This window comes from Mesorhizobium sp. GbtcB19 (assembly GCF_019091085.1).
Lineage (GTDB): Bacteria > Pseudomonadota > Alphaproteobacteria > Rhizobiales > Rhizobiaceae > Mesorhizobium.
In genome coordinates this window covers 30,148-54,676 of record NZ_JAGXJY010000029.1, presented here as the reverse complement: position 1 = coordinate 54,676, position 24,529 = coordinate 30,148, and the positions used below count along the sequence as shown (strand labels likewise).

Sequence of the window (24,529 nt, the reverse complement as noted above, 5' to 3'; positions counted from 1 at the left end):
CCCACCACAACCGACAAAACCAATTCCTGCCCGCAAAGCCAAATAAACGGCCCGATCTAAGCGGGCCGTTTTTGTTTTCGCGCTCAGTTTCTTTCCAACTCGACTCACCGGAACTTTGCGGCGATGGTCGCCTCACGCCGCATTGCCGCAAACCCGGCCGGCGCAAGGCATGAGGAGAGGAAAATGCGGCAGGCTCTGATCGTGTGGGGCGGCTGGGAGGGCCACGAGCCTGAAGCCGGGGCGCGTGCCGTCAAGGCGATGCTCGAGGAAGAAGGTTTTGCCGTCCAGGTCGAAAACTCAACCGCGGTCTTCGCCGATCCGGCCATCGCGGAGCTCAGTCTGATCGTGCCGATCTACACCATGTCCAAGATTGCCAAGGAAGAGGTGGCCAACCTGACCAAGGCGGTCGAGAACGGCGTCGGCCTCGGCGGCTATCATGGCGGCATGGGTGACGCGTTTCGCGAGTCGACGGACTACCAGTTCATGTGCGGCGGGCAGTGGGTCGCGCATCCGGGCAACATCATCGACTATCAGGTGAAGGTGACGCGGCGCGACGACCCGATCATGCAAGACATCGAGGATTTCCCCTACCGCTCCGAACAATATTACATGCATGTCGACCCCTCGAACGAGGTGCTGGCAACGACCACCTTCTCAGGCGAGCATGCGGCGTGGATCGACGGCGTCGTCATGCCGGTGGTCTGGAAGCGCCGGCATGGCAAGGGACGGGTGTTTTATTCCTCGCTGGGTCACGTGGCAGCCGAGTTCGAGGTGCCGCAGATGCGTACCATCCTGCGCCGTGGCCTTGCGTGGGCGGCGCGCTGATCGAGGCTGCCTAAACGCTCTCCAGATAGGTCTCGATCTCGAAGTCGCTGACATTCAGCGCGAATGTGTTCAGCTCCTGGCGCTTGCAGGCGACGAAGGCGTCGCGCAGCACGTCCGGGAAGATCTCGGCAACGCGCGGGCCTGCCTCGAAGGCGGCGATCGCCGAGGCCCAGTCCGGCGGCAGCTTGGCGAGTGTCAGGCCCTGGCCTTCGCCGCCGGTCGGTTCGCCGGGCGAGAGCTGGCGCTCGATGCCGATCAACGCCGCCCCGAGAATCGCCGCCAGCACGAGATAGGGATTGGCGTCGGCGCCGGAGACGCGATGCTCGATGCGGCGCGCGGCCGACGGGCCGCCCGGAATGCGAATCGCCACCATGCGGTTTTCGTAGCCCCAGGCGACGGCGGTCGGCGCGTAGGATCGCGGCCGCAGCCGGCGGTAGGAATTGAAATGCGGCGCGAACACCAGCGTGCTTTGCGCCATCGCGGCCAGCAGGCCGCCGACGGCATGGCGCATGGTGTCGGAGCCCTGGTCTGAGCCGTCGTCGAAGATGTTGTGGCCGTCCTTGTCGAGGACGCTGAAATGGACATGGAAACCGTTGCCGGCGCGCTCGCCATAGGGCTTGGCCATGAAGCAGGCGGCGAAGCCATGCTTGCGGGCAATGCCCTTCACGGTGCGCTTGAACAGCACCGCGTCGTCCGCGGCGCGCAAGGCGTCGGGCACATGGTTGAGGTTGATCTCGAACTGGCCGACGCCATTCTCGGCGATCGCGGTGTCGACCGGAATGTCCTGCATGCGGCAGGCTTCGTAGATATCGTGGATGAAGGCCTCGAAATCGTCGACCTCGTCGATCGAGAGCGCAGCGTCCGAATCGAGCCGCCTGCCGGTGACCGGCGAGACCGGGCCGACCGGCCGCTGCGATGTCGGGTCGACGAGGTAGAATTCGAGCTCGGTCGCGGTGACCGGCGTCAAGCCAAGCGCAGCATAGCGGTCGAGGATGCGGGCCAGCGCGCGGCGCGGATCGCCGAGATAGGGCGCGCCGCTGTCGTCCGCCAGCCAGAGCGGCAGAAGCGCCGTCGGATGCGCCGTCCAGTCGACCGGCAGTATGCCGCGACCGGTCCAGTGGCAAAGCCCGTCGGCGTCACCGGTCGAGAACACCTGGGCGTTGCCTTCGATGTCCTCGCCCCAGATGTCCAGGCCGATGGCCGAATAAGGCATGCGCAGCTTGCCTTCGAGCGCCTTGCGCGCCTGTTCGACCGGAATGCGCTTGCCGCGCATGATGCCGTTCAGGTCGCACACCGCGGCCCTGAGGCTCTGGATATCCTTCCTGCTTTCAAGCCAATTCAAAACGTCCGCAATCGCATCGCTCAATTTCCAGCCCCTGTTTTTGAGGTGCTGTAGCCCTTGTGGGCTACGATATCCAATTTTCAGCTTAGGAGTTCATGAAGGCTGCTCCGGCTTGCGCCGGATAACTTTCCTTCATTTTTTCAAGTCACTAGCTGGGATATCGGGTGGCATTTCGGGTCCGTTCTCTGCGATCTGCGATCGCAACATAGCGGCCCGACCGACGAAAGCCAAGCTGGAATCGGCACGCTTCGCTCCGGCACGTCAGTGGCGCAGTTCCGGGAACTTCACCTGGCCGAGGATGTGGGTCGCGCCCTCGTCGATGTCGCGCACGATCGCCGCGCGCGCCCGCTCGCCGTCGCCGGCCTCGATCGCCGCCACGACCTCCTCATGGTAATCGATGCCGAGAATGCCGGCGAGATCGTCCTCGAAGCCGATGCGAAGGTTGCGCAGGAACGGACCGACCTGCATCCACACCGTCTCGATCAGGAAGATCATCTGCTCGTTGCCGCAGTGGCGGTAGACCCCGAATTTGAAGTCGTGGTTCTTGCGCAGATAGTTCTCGATGTCGCCGCTGCGCGCGGCCTGGGTCAACTCGGTGCAATGGCGGCGGATGGCGCGCAGATTGTTACCGTTGATGCGTTTGGTCGCAAGCTCGGTCGCGGTGCCTTCCAGGACCGTGCGCACCGCGGTCAATTGCGCAAAGCGCTCGGCCGAGATCAGCGGCACCTCGACGCTGCCGTTCGGCATCGGGCTTAGAGCCCTCAGCGCCTGCAGCCGCGTGAAGGCGCTGCGCACCGGCATATCGCTGGTGCCGAGCTCCTTGGCCAGCTTGCGAGAGGTCAGCTTCTGGCCGGGTTGCAATTGGCCCGACATAAGGGCCCGCACGAGCTCCAGATAGACTTTCTCATGCAGGGGAACGGTAGCGACGGCGGTCAGTCCGAATTGCGATTTGTCGGCCATGGGTTATGCGTTGCTTCATTCGTCCTGAAATCTGATTCATCGCTCTGTTCGCCGCGGGGATGCTTTCCCGGTGGCATTGGCGATGCACGATAGACGGTTAGCGCGCCGTCGCAAGGGAGCGCGCGTCCGCCTCCCAACCGCTTGACTGCGACTGTTGCGCTATCTCACGCCGATACCCGCCAAAAGGCCGCCGTCTATTCGGTAGTCCGAACCGGTGCAGAAGCTTGCCTTGGACGAACACAGGAACGCGATCAGTTCCGCCACTTCCTCCGGCTCGCCGATGCGGCCGATCGGATGCGCTTCGCCGAAGCGTTTGAAGGCGGCTTCGACATCCGCATTGGGATCGCCGGCGCGGGCGGCGCGTTCGAGGATCGGGGTGCGGACGGATCCCGGGCTGACGGAGTTCACACGGATGCCTTTTCGGGCATAGTCGAGCGCCAGCGAGCGCGTCAGCGTGTGGATCGCGCCCTTGGTGGTGGCGTAAGCGGCGACATTTTCCTGGCAGGCCGTGCCTTGGACTGAGGCGACGTTCACGATGGCGCCGCCGCCGCGCTTGATCATTTCGGGAATGCCGAAACGCGCGGTGAGATAGATCGATCCGACATTGACGGACATCGCCCGGTTCCAGGTCTCGAAATCCGTCGTCGTCGCGGTACCATAGGGATGCACGGCCGCCGAATTGACGATGACGTCCAGCCCGCCGAATTTCGCGACGCCGGCGGCGATTGCCTTCTCCACCTGGTCTGGCACGGCAACGTCGGTGGCGAGCACGAGCGCGGCCGCGCCCGCACGATTGAGCTCGCCCTGCAGCATCGCGTTGGCCGCCTGGTCGATGCCCAGCGCGATGATCGCGGCGCCACCCTCGGCAAGACGGCGCGCGGTTGCCTCGCCTATGCCGGTCGTTCCCGTCACCAGGGCGACCTTGCCGTCGAAATCGTTCATAGACAAAACTCCTGCAATGATGGACGAAAGCGCCTGTCGATGGTTCGCGCGCAAGGCGCTGAAATCACCTGATTTGACGGCCATTGTCATCCGACAATATGGTCGATCGCAACCACGCTGAAGCGCTCGCGCTTTACGTTTTTGTTTCGGTGCATGGCGGCCATTCAGAACCCGACATGCATTGAAACGCATGCTTTGAGAGGCAGTCATGGAACAATGCTGGCGCTGGTATGGCCCGAACGATCCGGTCACGCTCGACCACATCAAGCAGGCAGGCGCTACGGGCATCGTCACGGCGCTGCACAACATCTATGACGGCAGCGCCTGGCCGCTCGACGCGATCCTCGACCGCAAGCGCATCATCGAGGCGGCGGACCTGATCTGGTCGGTGGTGGAAAGCATTCCCGTCCACAATTCGATCAAGACCGGAACGCCGGAGCGGGAGCGCTACGCCGGCAGGTACCGGGACACGATCCGAGCGCTGGCCAAGGCCGGCGTCTCGACGATCTGCTATAATTTCATGCCGGTGGTGGACTGGACGCGCACCGACCTGATGTACAGGCTGCCGACCACCGGCTACGCACTGCGCTTCGATGCGCTCGATTTCGCCGCCTACGACGTCTTCGTGCTGAAGCGGCCGAATGCCGAGGCGAGCTACACCCCGGCGCGGCTGAAAGAAGCGGAAGCGCGGCTCAAGATCTTGAGCAATGAGGACATCGACAAGATCGAGCGCAACCTGATCGCCGGACTGCCGGCCACCGAGCGCACCTACAATCGCGAGACGATGCGCGATGCGCTCGCCGATTACGCGGCGATCGGCCCGGCCGAGCTGCGCGCCAACCTCGCCTGGTTCCTGAAGGAGATCATTCCGGCGGCCGAGGAAGTCGGGGCACGCATGTGCATCCATCCCGACGATCCGCCCTTCTCGCTCTACGGCCTGCCGCGGGTCGTCTCCACCGCCGATGACGCCCGTTTCATCTTGGGCACGGTCGACAGCCCGTCGAACGGGCTGACCTTCTGCACCGGCTCCTACGGCGTGCGCGCCGACAACGACCTGGTCGCGATGATCGAGGAATTCGCTCCCCGGATACATTTCGCGCATCTTCGCAATGTGACACGCGAAAAGGACGGCTCCTTCTATGAGGCCGAGCATCTGGAAGGTTCGACCGATATGGCCGAAGTCATCCTGGCGCTGATGAAGGAAGAGGCGCGGCGGCGCAAGGAGGGGCGGTCCGACTGGCGCATTCCGATGCGGCCGGACCACGGCCACTTGCTCGCCGACGATATCGGCAAGACGAAAATCAATCCCGGCTATTCGCTGATCGGCCGGCTCAAGGGCTTGGCTGAATTGCGCGGTATCATGCGGGCGGTGGAGCGGTTCGAGCTGGCCTGAGGCTGGCCAGCGCGACCACTGCTCAGCTCGCCGGGGCGCTTTCCAGCCGTCGTCCCGGCTCGATGGCTTTCGCTACGAAGCTGCGCCAGCCGCCATAGTGCGAGATGTCCGTCGCCGCCAATAGGCCCGCGGTCTCGGTGAGGAAGCCTTTAGCCGACGTGCCGTCGTCGAGCTCGATGGTGCCGATGCCGAGCGGCGGCGGGATGGCCGCAACGAAGCGGCCGAAGGCGTCGGCGCAAAGGCGCCATACCTCGATCTCGATGGCGGTGCCACCGTTGCCGACCCGGACCAGCCCCGGCTTGGGCGGAGTCTGGCCGGCGAGCGCATAAAGTTTGTAGGACGGAGCCGTTCGTGCCGACCTGCTGAAGCGCGCACCGGCCTCCTTCAATTGGCCGTTGAGCGGCATCCCCGACAGATGTGCGCCGACCACCACAAGCTCGATCGTGCCGTCCTCGGCCGACACGCTGGCGGGCTGCGCGCCCGGCTGTCGCCATCCGGTCGCGCCGAGAGCCAAGCCGCTCGCGGCATGCAAGTCACGGCCGACCGATGCGATGAGGGCGTCCCGCCCGGCGGCCGTCAGCAAGGTGACGCTCATCGGCAGGCCGTCGTCGCGCGTACCGGTGGGCACGGCGATGCCGCACATGTCGAGCAGATTGACGAAATTGGTGTAGGTGCCCAGCCGGCTATTGGTGGCGATCGGATCGGCAAGCACGGCATCGACCGTGTAGTGGGTCGGCGCGGTCGGCACGCAGAAAAGGTCGACGGAGGCGATGACGGGGGCGAGCCGCGCCTTGTATGCCTGCAAGGCATAGAGGCCGCGAAAGGCGTCGGCGGCCGACAGGTTTCTGGCGCCGCCGATGATCTTGCGCGTCACCGGATGGAGCGCTGCTTCATTCGCCTCGAAGAAATCGCGGATCGCCGCGTAGCGCTCCGCCACCCAGGCGCCTTCATAGAGAAGATCGGCGGTGGCGTAGAAGTCGCCGAACGGGATTTCGACAAGCCTGGCGCCGAGCGTTTCCAGGGCAGCGAGAGCAGCCTCGAAGCCAGCCTGCATCGACGCATCGCCGTAGAACTTCAGGTCGGCCTTTGCCGGGATGCCGACGTTCAGCACCGGCGGGCGGGCTGCGAGTGGCTGGACGGCGACGTCGCGCGAATAGGGATCGGCGGGATCGTGCGCCGCGGCGACCGAGAACACCGTATAGGCGTCGTCGACGGTCAGCGCGAAGACCGAGACGCAGTCGAGCGTCCGGCAGGCCGGCACCACGCCTGCCGTGGACAGCGCGCCGACCGTGGGCTTCAGCCCGACGATGTTGTTGAGGCCAGCCGGAATGCGGCCGGAGCCGGCGGTGTCGGTGCCAAGAGCGAAAGAGACGATGCCTCGCGCCGTCGCCACCGCCGAGCCGGAGGAGGAGCCGCCGGGCACCAGTTTCGGATCGATGGCATTTCTCGGGATCGGCCATGGCGTGCGCACGCCGACAAGGCCGGTGGCGAACTGGTCGAGATTGGTCTTGCCGATGACCAAGGCGCCTGCCGCCTTGAGCCTCGCCACGACGGTCGCATCCCTGACGGGCGTATAGGCATATTCGGCGCAAGCGGCGGTGGTCGGCATGCCGGCAACGTCGATGTTGTCCTTGACGGCGAAGGGGATGCCCCAGAGCGGCTTCGCCGCGGGATCGAACGGGCCGAGCGCCTCGGCTTCGGCCAGTATCTCGGCTCTCGTCGCAAGGTGGATGAAGATGCCGGGGTCGCTTGCCGCTTCGATGCGGGCGAAGATCCAATCGATGACCTCGGTAACGCTGGCGCCGGCCTGGTAGGCAGCGTGCAGGCTGCCGATGTCGAAGCGGATATCGTTCATTTCGTCTCCCCCAGAATGATCACCGGCAGGTCCCATTGGATCAGCACGACGCAGCCGTCCTTCGTCCACACCGAATGCTCGGTACCGACCGGATTGAGGATCACGCTGCCCGCCGGATAGTCGCCGTTCTCGTCGCTCTGGATACCCTCCAGCACGACGATGGTTTCCAGCCCGGCGTGGCGATGGCGCGGCACGCTGGCGGCCGGTTGGTATTTGAGCAGCGCGACCGACGGCTCGACCGGGCCGCCCTTGAGCAGCCAGTGCACGCCGATGCCGTCGCGGAAAGGCTCGAACGCCAAGTCGCGCCAGCCGCCGTCAAGCAGGCCGGCAAAGCTGAGATTAGGCATTCGCAATTCCCTCGAGCACCTGGTCGGTCGTCGCCGTCCAGCCGACGATCGCGCCTTGCGCCCTGATCATGGCCAGGGCGGCCGCCTTGAATTCGGGGAAGTAGCTCTCCGTCGCATCTTCGGCGACGACGCACTCATAGCCGCGGTCGTTGGCCTCGCGCATCGTCGTCTGCACGCAGACTTCGGTCGTCACCCCGGCAAAGACCAGTTGCCGGATGCCGAGCCGCTTGAGGTCGTCGCTAAGCCCAGTCGCGTAGAAGGCGCCCTTGCCGGGCTTCTCGATGACGATCTCGCCGGGCGCCGGCGCGAGCTCGTCGAGGATCGCGGTGCCGGGCTCGCCGGCGATCAGCACACGTCCCATCGGGCCGGTATCGCCGATGCGGATCGACGGGTTGCCGCGGTCGCGCTTGGCGGGCGGCAGGTCCGACAGGTCCGGCCTGTGGCACTCCATGGTGTGGATCACCGGCAGGCCGGCGGCACGGAAGCCTTCGATCAGCCGCTTCACCGTCGGCACGATCGCCACTACACGGCTGACATTGTTGCCGAGGCTGGCGCCGAAGCCGCCCGGCTCGGCGAAGTCGCGCTGCATGTCGATGACGATGAGCGCCGTCGTCTCAGGCTTGAACGCAAAGGCGAAAGGCTGTGCCGCGATCTCGGCCATCAATGATGCCCCGCCATGTGTTCGCCGATCGTCTGGACGCTCGCCTGCGCGATCGGAGTCTCGTAGACGAGCGAGCCGTCGGACATGACGAGGATGCGGTCCGAGAGTTCCAGGAGTTCGTCGAGGTCTTCCGACATCAGGAGCACCGCTGCCCCCGCATTGCGCGCCTTCATGATGCGGGCGCGGATTTCAGCGACGGCCGAGAAGTCTAGGCCGAAGCACGGGTTTGAGACGATCAGCAAGTCGACCTCACCCGTGAGTTCTCGGGCGAGCACCGCGCGCTGCACATTGCCGCCGGACAGCGAGGCGATGGGTGAGGAGAGCGAAGCCGTCTTGACCTTGAACTGCTCGACCAGCCGGGCGCTGAAGGATTTGATGGCGCCGGCGCTGATCCAGCTCACCGGCTTGCCGCTGCCGTCGATGTCGAAGGTGCGGAAGGCGATGTTTTCGGCGACCGTCATCCTTGGCGCGCAGGCATTCTTGAGCGGCTCCTCCGGGATGAGCCGCACGTTGAGCGCGCGCGCCTCGGCGCGCGTCGCTGCGTAGGCGCTGCCGCGTACCATCACCTCGCCGCCATTGCGCGGGCGCTGTCCGGCCAGCACTTCCAAAAACTCCTTCTGGCCATTGCCGGAGATACCGGCGATGCCGACGATCTCGCCGGAACGCACGCCGAGGTCGGCGATGTCGATCGACTTCAGCCCGGTGCGGTCCGGCGCCTTCAGCGCCTTCACTTTGAGCACGATCTCGGCGTCCGGCTTCGGCGCGGCGCGGCTGTCGAGCGCGGCGATCGGCTGGTCGCCGATCATCATCGCCGCCATCTCCCTGTGGGAGAGGTCGGAAACCTTGCCGGTGCCCGTGAGCCTGCCCTTGCGCAGCACGGTGATGTCGTCGGCAAATGCCGTAACCTCATGGAATTTGTGCGAGATCATCAGCGCGGTGAGATCGCCCGCCTTCGTCATGCCGCGCACCAGGCCAAGCACTTCCTGCGCCTCGCCAGGGGTGAGTACCGATGTCGGCTCGTCCAGCACCAGGAAGTTGCGGCCGAGATAGAGCTGCTTGATGATCTCCAGCTTTTGCTTCTCGCCGGCGGCGAGCTCGGCCACCTTCACGTCGAGCGGCAGCTTAAACGGCATGCGTTCCATGAACTGGGCAAGCTCGCCGCGCTCCTTGCGCCAGTCGATGACGCCGGGCACCTTCTCGCGCGAGATGACCAGGTTCTCGGCGCCCGTCAGCGAAGGTACCAGCGTGAAGTGCTGATAGACCATGCCGAGGCCGAGGGCCGAGGCATCCCTGGGGCTGGCGATCGCGACCTGGCGCCCGTCGACCAGCATGTCGCCCGATGTCGGGTGGTAGAAACCCATCATGCATTTGACCAGCGTCGACTTGCCGGCGCCGTTCTCGCCGAGCAAGGCATGGAAGGAGCCTGCCGGTACCTTGATGGAAACATCGTCCAGCGCGGTGAAGGCGCCGAAGCGCATGGTCATGCCGATGGTCTCGACGCCGATCGCCTTTCTGTGCGTTCCGCTCATCGCCGGCTCCTCACGGCAACTGCGCGACGAGCGCGGCGGAGTTCGAGACGGCGCCGAACACGCCGCCCTGCATCTTGATCATCTTGATTGCCGCCAGGTGGTTGCCGTAGTCGGTCGCCCCGCAGCAATCCTCCAGCATCACGCATTCGAAGCCGCGGTCGTTGGCCTCGCGCATGGTGGTGTGTACGCAGACATCGGTGGTGATGCCGGTGAGCACGATGTTTTCGATGCCGCGCTGGTTGAGGATCAGCTCCAGGTCGGTGGCGCAGAACGAGCCTTTGCCGGGCTTGTCGATGATCGGCTCGCCCTCGGCCGGATAGAGGTCGGGGATGATGTCCCAACCCGGCTCGCCGCGCACCAGGATGCGGCCGCACGGGCCCGGATCGCCGATGCCGGCATTGATGCGGCGCGAGCGCCAGCGCTTGTTGGCCGGCAGGTCGGCGAGGTCGGGGCGATGGCCCTCGCGGGTGTGGATGATGGTGTAGCCTTTGGCCCGCATGGCGGAGAGCACCGACTTGATCGGCTCGATCGGCGCCCTGACCAGCGACAGGTCGTAGCCCATATGGTCGACATAGCCGCCCGGCCCGCAGAAATCGGTCTGCATGTCGATGATGATCAGCGCCGTGTTGTCCGGCCTCAAATCGCCATTGTAGGGCCAGGGATAGGGATCGGCGTCGATGTAGCGCTGGGTGATCTCGGCTCTGGCGTTCATGGCAAAGACTCCGGTCTCTCAAGCCGTTCCAGGGGCGGTTCGTGGCGCGCGGTCATTTGGTGATCGACAGTTCGCCCGGCGCGCCGGCGAGCGTGCGGCTCGGCGACGAGGTGGCGATCATGATGATGAGGGTGAGGATGTAGGGCGCGGCGTAGAAGAGGTAGTAGCCCTGCGTGACGCCCACGGATTGCAGCGCCGGACCTAGGGCGCCGGCGCCGCCGAACAGGAGCGCCGCCGCAAAGCAGCCGAGCGGGTTCCAGCGCGCGAAGATGACCAGCGCCACCGCCATCAACCCCTGGCCCGACGAGATGCGTTCGGTCCAACTGCCCGGATAGTAGAGCGACAGATAGGCGCCGCCGATGCCGGCGAGCGCGCCGCCGACGCCGGTGGCCAGAAGGCGCACCGTGTTCGGATTCAACCCCATGGCGCGCGCGGCGTCGGCGCTGTCGCCGACCACGCGCACGATCAGGCCGACACGGGTGTTGCGGAACGCCCACCAGAGGAAGACGGCAAGCGCCGCGCCGATCAGGAACAGCACGTTGACGTTGAGCGCCGCCTGCACCTGCGGGATGTTCGACCAGGCGCCGAAGGGGATCGCCGGCAGGTCTGGCGCGGAGGGCTGGATGAACGGCTTGCCGAAGAAGAACGCTAGCCCAGAGCCGAACAGCATCAGGGCGATGCCGATGGCGATGTCGTTGACCTTCGGGAATTTGCAGATCCAGCCGTGGAAGAGACCGAAGCAGAGGCCGGCGAGCGCTGCGGCCACCAGGCCGAGCCATGGCGAGCCGGTGATCACCGCGACCGCGTAGGCGCTCATGGCGCCGAACACCAGCGTGCCTTCGAGGCCGAGATTGATGCGGCCGGAGCGCTCGGTGATGGCTTCGCCGAGCGAGACGAAGATGAAGGGCGTGGAGACGCGGATGGCGCCGCCAAGCAAGGCGAGCGGCACGCCCCACAGGCCGATGTCGGTCGTTTCCATCAGGTGCCCCTCTGCCAGAGATCGGGGTTGAAGAGCTTGAAGCGGCCGTAGAAGGTTTCGCTGAACAAGATGACGATGAAGAGCATGCCCTGCAGCACCAGCACGGTCGCGTCGGGCAAGTCCATGCGGCGTTGGATCAGCCCGCCGGACGCGTCGATGCCGCCAAGCAGGATGGCGACAGGGATGATGGCAAGCGGATTGTGGCGGGCGAGGAAGGCGACGAGGATGCCGGTATAGCCGTAGCCCGCGGCAAGCGAGCCATTGGCGCTGCCTTGCACGGCCGCGACCTCCAGCATGCCGGCAAGTCCGGCAAAGCCACCCGCCAGCGCGGTGAAGCCGGCGATCAGCGGCCCGACCGCCAAGCCCTGCACCTGTGCCGCCCTGACATTGCCGCCGGCGATGCGGGCGGCAAAGCCCCAGCGGGTCTTCTCCATCAGCAGCCAGGAGAGCACGCAGGCGAGGATGCCGACGACGAGGCCCCAATGCACCTCCATGCCCGGGATGTTGCCGACGCGGTAGATGTCGGCCAGGGGTTGGGTCGAGGGTTTGTTGAGCGAGGCCGGATCGCGCAGCGGCCCTTCCACCAGATGGTTCATCAGCGCGATGGCTATGTAGGCCATCAGCAGGCTGGAGATCGTCTCGTTGACGGCACGGTAATGGCGGAGCGCGCCGACGACACCTATCCAGATGCCGCCGGCGGCCAGGGCCCCCACGCCCATGAGGAGGATGACGAGAAAAGACGGCGCGCCGTTCAGCGCCACGCCGATGGCGGCCGCGGCGACCCCGCCGAGCACGATGGCGCCCTCGCCGCCGATGACCACCAGGCCGAGACGAGCCGGCAGCGCCACGCAGAGCGCCGCAAGCAGGAGCGGCGCGCCGCGCGACAGCGAGTTCTGGATCGAGAACCAGGAGCCGAAGCCGCCCCGCCACATCGTCTCGTAGAGCTGGACCGGCGACTTGCCGACAGCCAGGATGAACAGGCTGAACAGCACCATGCCGACGACCAGCGCCGCGAGCGGAATGACGAAGGCCTCCGCCCGCCTTGCGGTCCATTCGAGCGCCGCCCGGTATCCTCCGGCGTCGAGGATGGTCCGCACATCCGGGCCGCTCACAGTGTCCGCCATGTCCCGTCTCCCTCGGAGCCTGCCCGGTTCAGGCCGTCGAGCCGACGACGCCCTCGACGAGATAGTCCATGCTTTCGAGCTCGATGGCGGTTTCGACAAAGGCCTGGCCTTCGGTCGCGACGACGGCGCCCTTGTTGCTCTTCAACGGTCCCTTGATGACGGAGAAACCGCCCTTCATCATTTCCGCCAGCGTGGCGTCGAACTGCTTGCGCGCCGCTTCGCCGACGGCGGGGCCAAGCGGGCTCATCTTGACGAAGCCGTCGGCCAGTCCGCCGCGCGTGAAGTTGGGCAGCGGCTTGCCGGCGATGAGGTCGTCGACGAACATCTTGTAGACCTTGGCCCAGTTCCACTCCGCGCCGGTCAAGTATTTCTCCGGCGCCAGCGGGCTCTGATTGGCGTGATAGCCGCAGACGAAGGCGCCGCGGCCGGCGGCCGTCTCGACCACCACCTTGGGGCTGTCGACATGGCAGGTGATGACGTCGGCACCCTGGTCGACCAGCGCGTTGGTGGCCTCGGCCTCCTTCACTGCCAGAGACCATTCGCCGGTGAAGATCACCTGGCAGGTGATCGCCGGATCGACCGAGCGCGCACCGAGCAGGAAGGAATTGATGTTGAGCAGGACCTGCGGGATCGGCTTGGCGGCGACGAAGCCGAGCTTCTTCGACTTGGTGGTGTGGCCGGCGACGACGCCGTTGAGGTACTGGCCCAAGCCGATATAGCCGAAATAGGAGCCGGCATTCATCGGGTGCTTGTCCTTGTTCCACATGCCGCCGCAATGGCGGAACTGCACGTCCGGGAACTTGGCGCACATGGCCAGCATATGCGGGTCGAAATAGCCGAAGGAGGTCGGGAAGATCAGCGAGGCGCCGTCGAGATTGATCATCGATTCCATCGTCTTCTGGACGTCGACCGTCTCGGGGACGTTTTCTTCCTCGACGATGGAAATGCCTTCGATGCCCTTCAGCGAGGCCGCGCCTTCGGCATGCGCCTGGTTGTAGCCATAGTCGTCCTTCGGCCCGACATAGATGAAGCCGACGGTCGCGGCGGCGGCGCGCGCGGCGCGGATCGGAAAGGCTGCCGAGGCCAGGCCGAGCGCCGCCCCGGCGGCGGAGGTCTTGAGCAGGTCGCGGCGGCTAAGCATGAATTTCCCGGTCATATCGAATGCTCCCCTTTCTTGGACCCTGACGGGGTCGGTTAACATGTTGTCAAGAAAGTGCATGCAATCGCTATGCCAGTTTCTTTTTCTGATTTTCTGTAATAAAATCAATGGATGAATTTAGAAGGCCTGCATAAACCAAAGGCAAGTGCATGCACTTTTTGCCTGAAAAGCGATCAATTTGACACTGAGGTCAAAATCTAGGCATACAGGGATGCGGCCTTGAGTCGAAACAACCCGTGGGCCGTCCACCTTGCGGGCCGTCCGCAATAAGTTGGGCGGGAGGAGACGTGTCGGGAAAGCGCAGCTTGGTCAGGTCGGGCACGACCGTGGATCAGATGGTTCGGGCGATCGCGGACCGCATCGTCACGGGCTATCTGCGCCCCGGCGAAAAGCTCGACGAGGGCTCGCTCGCCGCCCGCTTCGAGGTCTCGCGCACGCCGGTCCGGGAGGCGCTCGGCCATCTGAGCGCCATGGGGCTGGTCGAAAGGCGGCCCAACAGGGGCGCGATCGTCGCCGTGATCACGCAGGAACATCTCGCCTCGATGTTCGAGAGCATGGCCGAGCTGGAAGCGATCTGCGCCCGTTTCTCCGCCGAGCGCATGACCGGCGCAGAGCGCCGCTCGCTGGAGCTGGAGCATCAGGCGTCGGCGCGCCTGGTGCAGCTCGGCGCCGAGGAGGACTACGAGTATTTCAATACCGACTTCCACAGCAGGCTTTATCGCGGCGCGCACAGCACGCATATCCATGATCTGACCATGACGACCCGCAGCCGGCTGGCGCCGTTTCGGCGCGCGCAATTCATGCTGCCCGGCCGGTTGGCCAAATCCTGGCAGGAGCACGATGTGATCGTCACCGCGATCATGCGTGGCGACGGCGCGGCCGCGGGCAAGGCGGCCCGGGATCACGTTTCGATCGTCAGCGAGGCAAGCGCGGTGTTCGCGGCCGCGGACCCGATGGAACAGAGGCTCAGCCGATCCGCGCGTCGATGATCTCGACGAAGCGGGCGAAAAGGCCGGCCTGCGACTTGATCTTGAGCTTGCGGTAGATGTTGCGGCGGTGGACCTTGACCGTCCCCGGCACGATTCTGAGCGCCCTGGCGATCGATTCCGTGGAGTGGCCCTGAAGCACGAGGTCTACCACCTGCTTCTCGCGCGAGGTCAGCGACAGGCTTTTCCAGATATGGGCACGGTCGAGGTCGTTGGGCATGGTGGCTGTTTCATTCGTCGGCAGGATAGCGGCTTCGTCGGCAGGTAAAGCCGGCCAACGCTGCTTGCAGAAGCCGATCACCGCCGGGGCCATGTCGCGCAGCAGCCGGGCGTCGGCGGTGCCGAACGATCCGGTGGCGCGCAGCCGCATCAGCGAAAGCACCATCGCGTCCTTGCCGGCCAGCGGCACGAAGAAGCCGACCTCCTCGGCCAGCCGGGTCTGGCTGTAATAGGAGCGGTAGTATTCGCTGGCATAGAAGCGGTCGGGCGCCAGCTCGCGCATGCGCCAGAAACCTTCCTTGCGCTCGACGGCGGCGTGATGGAACGGGTCGAGCAGATAGGGTCCTTCCTGGTAGAGCGCGACGAAGATGTGGCTCTCCGCCGGCGAGAAGGTCTCGAACAGGAGCGGCGGCCGCGCGGCACCGCGATAGCCGAAGATCACGCAATGGTCGAACCGGACATGCCCGCGCAGCCAGCCGACGATCGCCTTGCCGAAATGGTCGCCTGCCGTTTCACGCGACGCGGCAATCACGGCGGCCAAAGAATTGTAGTCGTCACTCCGGGAGGCAGCCAATTCATACCCCTCTAAACGATAAAATCGGCTAAATATACCACCTGCGAGGTATATACTAGCCGGCATTGGCTCTGCTAGCGTCACGACATTGCCTCACGCTGTCGCTGGAGCCCGTGGCTTGACTGCAGTGCCCGATATCGAATTTCGCGCGGTCACCAAGCGCTACGGCGCGGTCACCGCGGTGAGCGGCATCGACCTTGCCATCCCGCCTTCCGCCTTCGTCGCGCTGCTCGGCCCCTCGGGCTGCGGCAAGACGACGTGCCTGCGCATGATCGGCGGCTTCGAGCAGCCGAGCGAGGGCCAGGTGCTGATCCGCGGCCGCGACATGGCTGGAACGCCGCCCTACCGGCGGCCGGTCAACATGGTGTTCCAGCAATATGCGCTGTTCCCGCATCTCGATGTCGAGGACAACATCTCCTACGGGCTGCGCCAGGCGAGGCCGCGGCTGTCGTCGCGCGAGATCAGCCAGAGAGCGGGCGAGGCGCTTTCGATGGTGCAGCTCGGCGGTTATGGCCGCCGCAAGATCCACGAGCTTTCCGGCGGCCAGCAGCAGCGCGTGGCGCTGGCCCGCGCTTTGGTCAACAAGCCGGCGGTGCTGTTGCTCGACGAGCCGCTGGCGGCGCTCGACAAGAAGCTGCGCACCGACATGCAGATCGAGCTGCAGAACCTGCAGCGCGAGATCGGCATCACTTTCGTGCTGGTCACGCATGACCAGGAGGAAGCGCTGTCGATGAGCGACTTCGTCTGCGTCATGAATGGCGGCCGCGTCGTTCAGCTTGGACAACCGAGCGAGATCTATGACGAGCCGGCCGACCTGTTCGTCGCCGATTTCGTCGGCAAGACCAATCTCGTGAGCGGCAAGGTGGCCGGGTTGTCCGGTGACCTGGTCGATGTCGCGCTTGCCGACGGCACGATGATTTCGGCGCGCAAGCGGGTGCCGCTCAGCCGCGGCGAGGCCGTATCCGTCAGCCTGCGGCCGGAATCGCTCAGCCTCTCGGCGCCCGGAAGCGGCAGCCTGAAAGGCATCGTCCGCAACCGCATCTTCCTGGGCTCGACGGCGGAATACGCGATCGAGGTCCAGGGCATCGGATCGCTACTCGCCAAGGCCGACCACGTGATCGGCCAGGGCAATCTCTTCAAGCCGGGCGAACCCGTCGCCATCGGCTTTGCCGCCGGAGCGCCGCTGGCGTTTCCGCACGCCAACAATAACGGGACCAACCAGAGGGAAGACCAAAATGCCGAAATCCTATCGTGACGGACTGCCGATAAGCCCCGATAAATTCGTCGACCAGTTGATGCGCCTTAAGCGCGGCTCGATCAGCCGGCGCGACTTCCTCGGCCTCACCGGCCTCGGTGTCGCAACCGCGGTCATGGCGCGCGAGCTCGGCATCATGCCGACGCCGGCCTTCGCCGCCGAAAACCTCGGCGACCGCATGTCGATCGCCACCTGGCCGAACTACCACGATCCGCAGACCTTCGAGAACTTCAAGGCCGAGACCGGCGTCGCCGTCGAGGTCAACGTCTTCGGGTCGAACGAGGAGATGCTGGCCAAGCTGCAGGCCGGTGGCTCGGGCTGGAGCCTGTTCGTGCCGACCAACTACACGATCTCGACCTACAAGAAGCTCGGCATCATCGAAGCGCTCGACATGGCCAAGCTTGGCAATTTCGACGGCAAGTCGGAAGATGCGCGCTTCACCGCGGAAGGCACGATCGACGGGACGATCTACGCGGTGCCGAAGAACTGGGGCACGACCGGTATTGCGATCAACACCAAGAAGCTCGCCAAGCCGATGACGAGCTGGAAGGAGTTCTGGGACACCGCCATGGCCGAAGGCGACGGCCGCACCATGGTGCATGACTACCAGCTGACCACGATCGGCAATGCGTTGAAATATTACGGCTATTCGTTCAATTCGCTGAAACAGGACGAGCTCGCCAAGGCCGAGGAACTGCTGCTCAAGGTCAAGCCGCATCTGTTCGCGGTGTCGAGCGACTACCAGCCGGGGATGCGCGCCGGCGATGCCTGGATGACGATGTGCTGGACCAATGACGGCGCGCAGCTCCACCGCGACATTCCCGAGATCGCCTATGTGCTCGGCAAGGAAGGCGGCGAGATCTGGACCGACTTCTACGCCATCCCGAAGGACGCGCCGAACAAGCCGGCCGGCTATGCGTTGCTCAACTACCTGATGAACCCGAAGGTCGCGGTGAAGGAGCATCTGGCCAATGGCGCGCCCTCGACCGACGCGCGGGTCAACGCGCTGCTGCCCAAGGAAGTGCTCGACAACCCGATCCTTTATCCGGCGGCCGATCTGTTGAAGCCGCTCGAGTTCGGCGCCGCGGCGACGCTGACCGATCCGGGCCGCGCCGAGCTGATGGCGCGCTTCAAGTCGGCTTGAGCGAGACCGGCCACAAACCCGAACCAGACAATGCGACCGGCGGACGAAAGTCCGCCGGTTCCCAACCGGCTTTCTCGATGCGCGGCAGTCTTCTTCGCAAAAACCTGATGACGGCGCTGCTGCTCGCGCCGGCGACGCTGTGGCTGGTCGTGTTCCTGGTGCTGCCCTTCATCGCCATCGCCATTTTCAGCGTTGGCGAGCGGGCGCCCGAGGGCGGCTATCAGGCCGCGCTCACCTTCGCGCAATATGCCAACCTGCCGGCGCGGGCGACCGCCTTCTGGAACACGATGGTGCTGGCGCCGGTCGGGGCGCTGGCCTGCCTGCTCGTCGCTTATCCGGTCGCCTATTATCTGGCGCTGCGCGCACCGCAGCGCTGGCGGCTGATCCTGCTCGCGATGATCGTCATCCCGTTCTGGACCAGCCTGCTGATGCGCACCTATGCGTGGATGTACATCCTCGGCGGGCGCGGCATTCCGGCCCTGCTCGCCTATGTCGGCATCGAGGACCTGCGGCTGATCAACACGCCGGGCGCGGTGCTGCTCGGTATCGTCTATGGCTATCTGCCGCTGATGATCCTGCCGATCTATGTCAGCCTGGAGCGGCTCGACCGGCGCCTGCTCGAGGCTTCCGCCGATCTCGGCGCGACGCCCTTGTCGACCTTCCTTGGCGTGACGCTCAGGCTGTCGCTGCCCGGCGTGATGACCGGCTTCTCGCTGGTGATGATCCTGCTGCTCGGCGAATATCTGATCCCAACGCTGCTCGGCGGCGGCAAGGTGTTCTTCATCGGCAATGCGCTGGTCGATCTCTTCCTGCAATCGCGCAACTGGCCGTTCGGATCGGCGATCGCCATCACACTGGTGCTTGTGTCGGTGGTGGTGCTGATCGTCGCCAACCGCGTCTCGACCCGGCTCTCGGGCGCACGCCGGGTGGATTTGATCTGATGCGCGCCTTCGTCGTTGCCGTCTTTACCTTCCTCTATCTGCCGATCGCGCTGGTCGTGCTGTTCTCCTTCAATGCCGGCCATCATGCCAGCGAGTTCACCGGCTTCTCGGTGCAATGGTACGGCAAGGCGCTGTCGAACCCGTTCCTGGTCGAAGCGCTGAAGAACAGCCTCTTCATCGCCACCACCAGCGCGCTGCTGGCGGCGTTCTGCGGCACGGCCGCGGCGCTCGGGCTGCAACGGGTCGGCGCGCGGACGCGGGCGCTCTTCGATGCGCTGCTGGGCGCGGCGATCGTCGTTCCTGGGGTCGTCATCGGCATCTCGACGCTGGTGGCGCTGGTGCAGCTTTTCGCCGTCGTCAATCCGTTCCTCGCCGAGCTTTGGCCGACCGACCAGCCGCCACGGCTTTCGCTCGGCTATGGCTCGATCATCGCCGCGCACGGGCTGTTTTCCATGGCGCTGGTGACGATGATCGTCGGCACGCGGCTCGCCAGCCTCGACCGCAATCTGGTCGAGGCCTCGAGCGATCTCTACGCCACGCCGCTGACGACATTCCGCTCGATCGTGCTGCCGCAGATCATGCCGGCGGTGATTGCCGGCTTCCTGCTCGCCTTCACCTTTTCCTTCGACGACTTCATCATCGCCTTCTTCGTCGCCGGCGCCCAGACGACATTGCCGATCTATGTCTTCGCCTCGATCCGCCGCGGCGTGACGCCGGAGATCAACGCCATCGCTACGATCGTGCTCTGCGCTTCGGTCGTGCTGGTGCTGCTCGCGCAATGGCAGCTCGGCCGGCGAAAGCCATCGCCTTGAAAGACAGATCCATGATTTTGAAGGACCGTATCGCCGTGGTGACAGGCGCCGGGTCGGGCATCGGCCGCGCCGGCGCCATGATCATGGCGCGGGAAGGGGCGCTCGTGGTCATCGCCGACCGCGATCCGGCGGCCGGCGAAGCCACGGCGTCCGACATTCGCGACGCAGGTGGCCGTGCAGAGGCGGTCGCCACCGATGTCGGCAATGATACGGCCGTCGAGGGGCTTATCGAGGGAACGCTCGGCAGGCATGGCCGGATCGACATCCTGCACAGCCATGCCGGCATCCAGGTCGGCGGCACGCTGACGGAAGTCGGCACCGACGGCATGGACGCCTCATGGCGCATCAATGTGCGGGCGCAGTTCCTCGCGGCGAAGACCGTCATGCCGGCGATGATCGCGCAAGGCGGCGGTGTCATCCTCAACACGGCGTCCAATTCCGGCGTCTTCTACGATCGCGAGATGATCGCCTATGCCACCTCAAAGCATGCCGTGGTGGCGATGACCAGGCAGATGTCGCTCGACTATGCAAAGCACAATGTGCGCATCAACGCGCTTTGCCCCGGCTGGGTCGACACGCCGTTCAACGAACCGTTCATCGCCCAGATGGGCGGGCGTGACGCGATCGAAAACTATGTCCGCACCAAGATCCCGATGGGGCGTTGGGCAAGCGCGGAGGAGATCGCCGAAGCCATCCTGTTCCTAGTCTCCGACCGTTCATCCTTCATGACCGGCCAGGCCCTGGTGGTCGACGGCGGCGAGAGCATCGGCTGATCTGGTCCAGCGAAGCGGACTTGCGTCGGCAGCGATGATCGGTCAAACCATCAACTCCGAACCTGATGAGACCCGCCATGCAAGCTGCAAGACAGCGATATCGCGAAAGGCATCCGTTTTTTGCCGGCGGTATTTCTTTTGCGCGCGCCGGGTATCGCTGATCATGCGCTGCTGCCGCCACGAGAACCTGCAGCGTGCCGAGGATACGAAAGTCGGTTCGCATGTCGTTCGCGACGGCTGGACCGAAGGGGTGCAGGCCGCTCCGCATCCGGCCTTGCGGCCGGCCACAGGCGGGCGTCCGTCCTCGGATAACGCAGCTTAGTAACGCCCCACCCGGAACGGACATGCCCGCCGAAGCGATCTCTCCTTCGTACGGACATGACCAATGCCTGACAATCTGAACACCTCATTCGCTGGCGCGGACACGCAAAGCTGGCTGAAGACGCACGCGATCAACGAAGTCGAATGCTTCGTGCCGGACGTCAACGGCGTGCTGCGCGGCAAGACCCTGCCGGTCGCCAAATTTCTGAAGTCGCTCGACGACCGCGCGCTCTATCTGCCGAGCAGCGCCTTCCTGGTCGCCATCGACGGCCGCTATTCCGGCTCGATCGACGAGGGCTTTGCCTATTCCGATCCGGACATGCGCATGGTGCCGGATGTTTCCAGCCTGTGCCTTGCGCCCGGCAGCGCCGGCAGAGCCTATGTTTTCGCCGACACGTTCCACATGGACGACCGGCCGTGGATGGCTTCGCCGCGCCATGTGCTGAAAGCCGTGCTCGACCTTTATGAGCAGCGCGGCTGGCGCGCGGTGATGGCGCCGGAGGTTGAATTCTATCTCACGGCCCCCAATCCCGACCCGGACCGGCCACTGACCGCGCCTGTCGGACGCAACGGCCGGCCGGAAAGCGTGCAGCATCCCTACGACATGCAGGCGCTGGAGGAATTCGAACCGGTCATCCAGCGCATCTACGCGCATTCGGCGGCCGCAGGCCTGCCGCTCGAGACGCTGATCCATGAATCCGGCACGGCGCAGCTCGAGATCAACTTCCTGCATGGCGATCCGCTGGCGCTCGCCGACAAGGTGCTCCTGTTCAAGCGCCTGGCCAGGCAGGCGGCGCAAGCCAACGGCATGCATGCCACCTTCATGGCCAAGCCGATCGCCGCGCAGGCCGGCAGCTCGATGCATCTGCACATGTCGATCGTCGACCGGAAGGGCGAGCCCTTGTTTGCCGGCGAGGACGGCGAGGACAGCGAAATGTTCGCGCATTTCATCGGCGGCCTGCAGAAATACGTCCCCGAAATCATGCCGCTGTTTGCACCCAACGTGAATTCGTATCGGCGCATCCGGCCGAACCACAGCGCGCCGGCCAATATCGAATGGTCGCATGACAACCGCTCCTGCGGCCTGCGCGTGCCGATGGGCGGTCGCGCCGCGCGTCGCATCGAGAACCGGCTGCCTGGGGCGGACGCCAATCCCTACCTTGCGATGGCCGGCTCGCTGATCGCCGGTTATCTCGGCATCGAGGAGAAGCTCGCGCGATCCGCCGAAGCGTCCGGCAATGCCTATAAGAGCAAGAGCACGCTGCCGAAAACCATGGAGGAGGCGCTGGACCGCTTGGCCGCCTGCGAACCCGTGCGGGCGCTGCTCGGCGAGGACTTCTTCCAGACTTATCTGCGCGTGAAGAGCGTCGAGCTCGACCTGTTCCAGAGCGTGGTGACGTCCTGGGAACGCGACCACCTGCTGCTCAAGGTGTGACGATGGCCTCGCGTTCAACAGGTTTCAATTCCGGTCTCGATATCGGCAAGTCCTACTATGTCGCCACCGCCAATCCGGCGCCGGACCATCCGGCTCTAGCCGGCGATGTCGAAGCCGATCTGGTGGTGGTGGGCGGCGGCTGCACCGGCCTGTCGGCGGCGCTGCATGCGGCCGAGCGCGGCCTGAAAGTGGTGCTGCTCGAAGGCGGCAAGATCGGCTGGGGCGCTTCCGGGCGCAATGGCGGCCAGATGATCCCGGGGCTGCGCAAAGGCGCCAGGGGGCTGGCCAAAAGCTTCGGACCGGAACGGGCCAAGGCCCTGTTCGACCTCGCCTTCGAGGCGCGTGGGCTGGTGCTCGACATCATCGAACGCCACGGCATCGACTGCGACCTGAGGCTGACCGGCCATCTGGTGGGCGCGGTCAACGGCTCCGACATGCGCGACTTCGAGGACGAAGCCGAATGTCTCGCCAAGATCATGAACTTTACCGATGTCGAGATCCTCTCGGCGGCGCAGGCCCGGCAAAAGGTGGACACGCCCTATCAGGGCGCGGTGTTCGAGCCGCTCGGCGGCCATATGCATCCGCTGAACTACACGCTCGGCCTCGCCCGCGCCGCGGTCAGCGCCGGCGTCGTCATCCATGAAAACTCGATTGCGACGCGGCTGGAGCGTGAGCCATCGATACGCGTTCATACAGACAAGGGTTCCGTGCGTGCCCGGCATGTCGTGCTGGCCGGCGATGCGCTGCTGAAAGGTCTCGAGCCGCGCGTCAACAGCCGCATCATGCCGGTCGGCAACTATATCGTCGCCACCGAGCCGTTGGACGGTAAGGCCGACGTCATCCCAGCCAATGTCGCGGTGTCCGACACGCTGTTCGTCGTCAACTACTACCGCAAGTCGGCCGACGGACGCCTGCTGTTTGGCGGCGGCGAGCGCTACACGCCGTCGCCGCCGGCCGACATCGCCGGCTTTGTGCGGCCGCATATGGAAAAGACGTTTCCGCAACTCAAGGGCTGCCGCATCGACCATGCCTGGGGCGGGCTGGTGTCAGTGACGACGTCGCGCCTGCCGCATGTCGGGCATTACGGCGAGGTCTATTTCGCGCATGGCTATTCCGGCAAGGGCGTCATCCTGTCGACGCTGTCGGGCAAGCTGCTCGCGGAAGCGATCACGGGCGACGCCTCGCGCCTCGACCTGTTCTCGACACTGACGCCGCTGCCCTTCCCGGGCGGCACGGCGCTGCGTGGGCCGCTCTATGTGCTCGGCATGTTGTGGTACGCGATGCGCGATCGGCTCAGGCATTAGGGTCTGTCGATATTCAGGTGAGGTCGGCCTGACCAGAATCTCGACAGCCCCCCGGCTGGCTTCCTGTCCCCGGCGTGGCTAATGTCCCCACGCCGGGACGAAATCCGAGAAGGAAGGGCGATGAACATCGAGCCGGGCCGACTGACCAAGAAGGAGCGACATGAGCTGATCCTGTCGGAGGTCCGGCGCTCGGCGTCGATCCGCATCTCGAAGCTGGCGCGCCGCATCGGTGTCGCCGGCGAGACCATCCGCCGCGATCTCATCGAACTCGGCGAGGCGGGGCTGCTCAACCGCACCTATGGCGGCGCGACCATCTCACTGGTGACGTCGGAACCGGTGATCGCCGAACGTGGCCTCACCATGGTCGAGGAGCGGGCCCGCATCGGGCGTGGCGCGGCCGGACTGATCGAGAAAGGCTCGATCCTGATGATCGACGGCGGGTCGACCACCTACGAGGTGGCGCGCAGCCTCTCGCAGCACGGCCGCGACCTGACGATCATCACCAACTCCATCGGCGTCGCCTCGGTGGCCGGCGCCAATCCCGGCTTCCGCGTCATCCTTTGCCCCGGCACCTATGACAGCCGCGAGGCCGCTGTGCTCGGCGAGGACACGGTGGAATTCGTGCGCCGCTACAATGCCGACGTCGCCATCATCGGCGCCTCGGCGCTGAACGCCGAAGGGCCGAGCGACATGATCTCGGGCGCGGCGGCGGTGAAGCGAGCAATGATGCGGCGGTCATTGTCGACGATGCTGGTCGTGACCAACGACAAGTTCGGCCGCAGCGGCCTGGAGCGCGTCTGCGCGCTGAGCGAGATTTCCGATGTCGTCACCGACAGCGAGCCGGCAGCCGAACTGCGCGCCGCGATCGACGAAGCGGGCGGTGAGCTGCATGTGTTTGCCGAGAGCTGAATAGATAATCGGATAGAGCGTTCGCCGT

General features: G+C 65.2%; 24 protein-coding genes. 11 read left to right on the top strand and 13 right to left on the bottom strand.

Annotated elements, in window-relative coordinates:
• Positions 1–183 precede the first annotated feature (183 nt).
• On the top strand, positions 184–825 hold the full coding sequence (locus KVT37_RS29545; RefSeq protein ID WP_217578556.1) for a ThuA domain-containing protein: 642 nt from the start codon (positions 184–186) through the stop codon (positions 823–825).
• 10 nt (positions 826–835) lie between these two features.
• On the opposite strand, the gene KVT37_RS29540 is transcribed toward KVT37_RS29545, so the two are convergent.
• From KVT37_RS29540 to KVT37_RS29530, 3 genes are all read right to left on the bottom strand, one after another.
• Entirely contained in the window at positions 836–2,191 is a 1,356-nt protein-coding gene (locus KVT37_RS29540) for a glutamine synthetase family protein (protein WP_217578555.1), read from the bottom strand.
• A 237-nt stretch (positions 2,192–2,428) separates the two neighbouring features.
• Positions 2,429–3,127 (bottom strand): GntR family transcriptional regulator, encoded by a 699-nt coding sequence (locus KVT37_RS29535; protein WP_217578554.1) that lies wholly within the window; start codon positions 3,125–3,127, stop codon positions 2,429–2,431.
• Positions 3,128–3,286: 159 nt separating this feature from the next.
• On the bottom strand, positions 3,287–4,069 hold the full coding sequence (locus KVT37_RS29530) for an SDR family NAD(P)-dependent oxidoreductase (protein ID WP_217578553.1): 783 nt from the start codon (positions 4,067–4,069) through the stop codon (positions 3,287–3,289).
• A 208-nt stretch (positions 4,070–4,277) separates the two neighbouring features.
• On the opposite strand from KVT37_RS29530, the gene uxuA reads away from it, so the two are divergent.
• On the top strand, positions 4,278–5,462 hold the full coding sequence (gene uxuA / locus KVT37_RS29525; RefSeq protein WP_217578552.1) for a mannonate dehydratase: 1,185 nt from the start codon (positions 4,278–4,280) through the stop codon (positions 5,460–5,462).
• Between the two features lie 22 nt (positions 5,463–5,484).
• Here the strand turns inward: uxuA and atzF are convergent, their stop codons facing one another.
• Genes atzF through KVT37_RS29485 form a run of 8 tightly spaced genes read right to left on the bottom strand, consistent with a single transcriptional unit; the run spans position 5,485 to position 13,825 of the window.
• Positions 5,485–7,317 carry an allophanate hydrolase gene (gene atzF / locus KVT37_RS29520; RefSeq protein ID WP_217578551.1) on the bottom strand — a complete coding sequence of 611 codons (1,833 nt, stop codon included), beginning with the start codon at positions 7,315–7,317 and terminating at the stop codon, positions 5,485–5,487.
• Positions 7,314–7,664: a cupin domain-containing protein gene (locus KVT37_RS29515; protein ID WP_217578550.1), complete on the bottom strand. Its 351-nt coding sequence runs from the start codon at positions 7,662–7,664 to the stop codon at positions 7,314–7,316. Before KVT37_RS29515 ends, atzF begins: the two co-directional genes overlap by 4 nt.
• Positions 7,657–8,325 (bottom strand): cysteine hydrolase family protein, encoded by a 669-nt coding sequence (locus KVT37_RS29510; RefSeq protein ID WP_217578549.1) that lies wholly within the window; start codon positions 8,323–8,325, stop codon positions 7,657–7,659. Before KVT37_RS29510 ends, KVT37_RS29515 begins: the two co-directional genes overlap by 8 nt.
• Entirely contained in the window at positions 8,325–9,854 is a 1,530-nt protein-coding gene (locus KVT37_RS29505; RefSeq protein WP_217578548.1) for an ABC transporter ATP-binding protein, read from the bottom strand. Before KVT37_RS29505 ends, KVT37_RS29510 begins: the two co-directional genes overlap by 1 nt.
• Before the next feature lie 10 nt (positions 9,855–9,864).
• On the bottom strand, positions 9,865–10,566 hold the full coding sequence (locus KVT37_RS29500; protein ID WP_135870884.1) for a cysteine hydrolase family protein: 702 nt from the start codon (positions 10,564–10,566) through the stop codon (positions 9,865–9,867).
• 52 nt (positions 10,567–10,618) lie between these two features.
• Positions 10,619–11,545, bottom strand: a complete 927-nt coding sequence (locus tag KVT37_RS29495; protein ID WP_217578547.1) for an ABC transporter permease — start codon at positions 11,543–11,545, stop codon at positions 10,619–10,621.
• Positions 11,545–12,669, bottom strand: a complete 1,125-nt coding sequence (locus tag KVT37_RS29490) for an ABC transporter permease (RefSeq protein WP_217578546.1) — start codon at positions 12,667–12,669, stop codon at positions 11,545–11,547. Before KVT37_RS29490 ends, KVT37_RS29495 begins: the two co-directional genes overlap by 1 nt.
• A gap of 28 nt (positions 12,670–12,697) precedes the next feature.
• Positions 12,698–13,825, bottom strand: coding sequence for a BMP family ABC transporter substrate-binding protein (locus KVT37_RS29485; protein ID WP_217578545.1), 1,128 nt, complete (start codon positions 13,823–13,825; stop codon positions 12,698–12,700).
• Positions 13,826–14,163: 338 nt separating this feature from the next.
• On the opposite strand from KVT37_RS29485, the gene KVT37_RS29480 reads away from it, so the two are divergent.
• The gene (locus KVT37_RS29480; protein ID WP_254634341.1) at positions 14,164–14,817 is read left to right on the top strand and encodes a GntR family transcriptional regulator; all 654 of its coding nucleotides are present in this window, start codon (positions 14,164–14,166) and stop codon (positions 14,815–14,817) included.
• On the opposite strand, the gene KVT37_RS29475 is transcribed toward KVT37_RS29480, so the two are convergent.
• The gene (locus tag KVT37_RS29475; RefSeq protein ID WP_254634340.1) at positions 14,795–15,607 is read right to left on the bottom strand and encodes a LuxR C-terminal-related transcriptional regulator; all 813 of its coding nucleotides are present in this window, start codon (positions 15,605–15,607) and stop codon (positions 14,795–14,797) included. The genes KVT37_RS29480 and KVT37_RS29475 overlap by 23 nt on opposite strands.
• Positions 15,608–15,725: 118 nt before the next feature.
• Here KVT37_RS29475 and KVT37_RS29470 point away from each other — a divergent pair, with 118 nt between their 5' ends.
• The 5 genes from KVT37_RS29470 (at position 15,726) to KVT37_RS29450 (ending at position 20,532) form a co-directional block, all read left to right on the top strand.
• Entirely contained in the window at positions 15,726–16,862 is a 1,137-nt protein-coding gene (locus tag KVT37_RS29470) for an ABC transporter ATP-binding protein (protein WP_217578543.1), read from the top strand.
• Positions 16,843–18,006, top strand: a complete 1,164-nt coding sequence (locus KVT37_RS29465; protein WP_217578542.1) for a PotD/PotF family extracellular solute-binding protein — start codon at positions 16,843–16,845, stop codon at positions 18,004–18,006. Before KVT37_RS29470 ends, KVT37_RS29465 begins: the two co-directional genes overlap by 20 nt.
• Before the next feature lie 77 nt (positions 18,007–18,083).
• Positions 18,084–18,947 carry an ABC transporter permease gene (locus tag KVT37_RS29460; protein ID WP_217578541.1) on the top strand — a complete coding sequence of 288 codons (864 nt, stop codon included), beginning with the start codon at positions 18,084–18,086 and terminating at the stop codon, positions 18,945–18,947.
• Positions 18,947–19,759 carry an ABC transporter permease gene (locus KVT37_RS29455; protein ID WP_217578540.1) on the top strand — a complete coding sequence of 271 codons (813 nt, stop codon included), beginning with the start codon at positions 18,947–18,949 and terminating at the stop codon, positions 19,757–19,759. The genes KVT37_RS29460 and KVT37_RS29455 overlap by 1 nt, the downstream gene beginning before the upstream one ends.
• 11 nt (positions 19,760–19,770) lie before the next feature.
• Positions 19,771–20,532 (top strand): SDR family NAD(P)-dependent oxidoreductase, encoded by a 762-nt coding sequence (locus tag KVT37_RS29450; protein ID WP_217578539.1) that lies wholly within the window; start codon positions 19,771–19,773, stop codon positions 20,530–20,532.
• 42 nt (positions 20,533–20,574) lie between these two features.
• On the opposite strand, the gene KVT37_RS33885 is transcribed toward KVT37_RS29450, so the two are convergent.
• Positions 20,575–20,697 (bottom strand): hypothetical protein, encoded by a 123-nt coding sequence (locus tag KVT37_RS33885; RefSeq protein ID WP_306797030.1) that lies wholly within the window; start codon positions 20,695–20,697, stop codon positions 20,575–20,577.
• Between the two features lie 220 nt (positions 20,698–20,917).
• On the opposite strand from KVT37_RS33885, the gene KVT37_RS29445 reads away from it, so the two are divergent.
• From KVT37_RS29445 to KVT37_RS29435, 3 genes are all read left to right on the top strand, one after another.
• Positions 20,918–22,288 (top strand): glutamine synthetase family protein, encoded by a 1,371-nt coding sequence (locus KVT37_RS29445; RefSeq protein WP_217578538.1) that lies wholly within the window; start codon positions 20,918–20,920, stop codon positions 22,286–22,288.
• A 2-nt stretch (positions 22,289–22,290) separates the two neighbouring features.
• Positions 22,291–23,592, top strand: a complete 1,302-nt coding sequence (locus KVT37_RS29440; RefSeq protein ID WP_217578537.1) for an FAD-binding oxidoreductase — start codon at positions 22,291–22,293, stop codon at positions 23,590–23,592.
• Positions 23,593–23,712: 120 nt separating this feature from the next.
• Entirely contained in the window at positions 23,713–24,501 is a 789-nt protein-coding gene (locus KVT37_RS29435; RefSeq protein WP_254634339.1) for a DeoR/GlpR family DNA-binding transcription regulator, read from the top strand.
• Positions 24,502–24,529: the final 28 nt, after the last annotated feature.

Excerpts from the sequence above, each read along its gene's own strand:
- KVT37_RS29545 (WP_217578556.1), top strand. The coding sequence starts at position 184 with ATGCGGCAGGCTCTGATCGTGTGGGGCGGCTGGGAGGGCCACGAGCCT.
- KVT37_RS29535 (WP_217578554.1), bottom strand. The coding sequence starts at position 3,127 with ATGGCCGACAAATCGCAATTCGGACTGACCGCCGTCGCTACCGTTCCC.
- KVT37_RS29530 (WP_217578553.1), bottom strand. The coding sequence starts at position 4,069 with ATGAACGATTTCGACGGCAAGGTCGCCCTGGTGACGGGAACGACCGGC.
- uxuA (WP_217578552.1), top strand. The coding sequence starts at position 4,278 with ATGGAACAATGCTGGCGCTGGTATGGCCCGAACGATCCGGTCACGCTC.
- atzF (WP_217578551.1), bottom strand. The coding sequence starts at position 7,317 with ATGAACGATATCCGCTTCGACATCGGCAGCCTGCACGCTGCCTACCAG.
- KVT37_RS29515 (WP_217578550.1), bottom strand. The coding sequence starts at position 7,664 with ATGCCTAATCTCAGCTTTGCCGGCCTGCTTGACGGCGGCTGGCGCGAC.
- KVT37_RS29510 (WP_217578549.1), bottom strand. The coding sequence starts at position 8,325 with ATGGCCGAGATCGCGGCACAGCCTTTCGCCTTTGCGTTCAAGCCTGAG.
- KVT37_RS29505 (WP_217578548.1), bottom strand. The coding sequence starts at position 9,854 with ATGAGCGGAACGCACAGAAAGGCGATCGGCGTCGAGACCATCGGCATG.
- KVT37_RS29500 (WP_135870884.1), bottom strand. The coding sequence starts at position 10,566 with ATGAACGCCAGAGCCGAGATCACCCAGCGCTACATCGACGCCGATCCC.
- KVT37_RS29495 (WP_217578547.1), bottom strand. The coding sequence starts at position 11,545 with ATGGAAACGACCGACATCGGCCTGTGGGGCGTGCCGCTCGCCTTGCTT.
- KVT37_RS29490 (WP_217578546.1), bottom strand. The coding sequence starts at position 12,669 with ATGGCGGACACTGTGAGCGGCCCGGATGTGCGGACCATCCTCGACGCC.
- KVT37_RS29485 (WP_217578545.1), bottom strand. The coding sequence starts at position 13,825 with ATGACCGGGAAATTCATGCTTAGCCGCCGCGACCTGCTCAAGACCTCC.
- KVT37_RS29480 (WP_254634341.1), top strand. The coding sequence starts at position 14,164 with ATGGTTCGGGCGATCGCGGACCGCATCGTCACGGGCTATCTGCGCCCC.
- KVT37_RS29465 (WP_217578542.1), top strand. The coding sequence starts at position 16,843 with ATGCCGAAATCCTATCGTGACGGACTGCCGATAAGCCCCGATAAATTC.
- KVT37_RS29460 (WP_217578541.1), top strand. The coding sequence starts at position 18,084 with ATGCGCGGCAGTCTTCTTCGCAAAAACCTGATGACGGCGCTGCTGCTC.
- KVT37_RS29455 (WP_217578540.1), top strand. The coding sequence starts at position 18,947 with ATGCGCGCCTTCGTCGTTGCCGTCTTTACCTTCCTCTATCTGCCGATC.
- KVT37_RS29450 (WP_217578539.1), top strand. The coding sequence starts at position 19,771 with ATGATTTTGAAGGACCGTATCGCCGTGGTGACAGGCGCCGGGTCGGGC.
- KVT37_RS33885 (WP_306797030.1), bottom strand. The coding sequence starts at position 20,697 with ATGATCAGCGATACCCGGCGCGCGCAAAAGAAATACCGCCGGCAAAAA.
- KVT37_RS29445 (WP_217578538.1), top strand. The coding sequence starts at position 20,918 with ATGCCTGACAATCTGAACACCTCATTCGCTGGCGCGGACACGCAAAGC.
- KVT37_RS29440 (WP_217578537.1), top strand. The coding sequence starts at position 22,291 with ATGGCCTCGCGTTCAACAGGTTTCAATTCCGGTCTCGATATCGGCAAG.
- KVT37_RS29435 (WP_254634339.1), top strand. The coding sequence starts at position 23,713 with ATGAACATCGAGCCGGGCCGACTGACCAAGAAGGAGCGACATGAGCTG.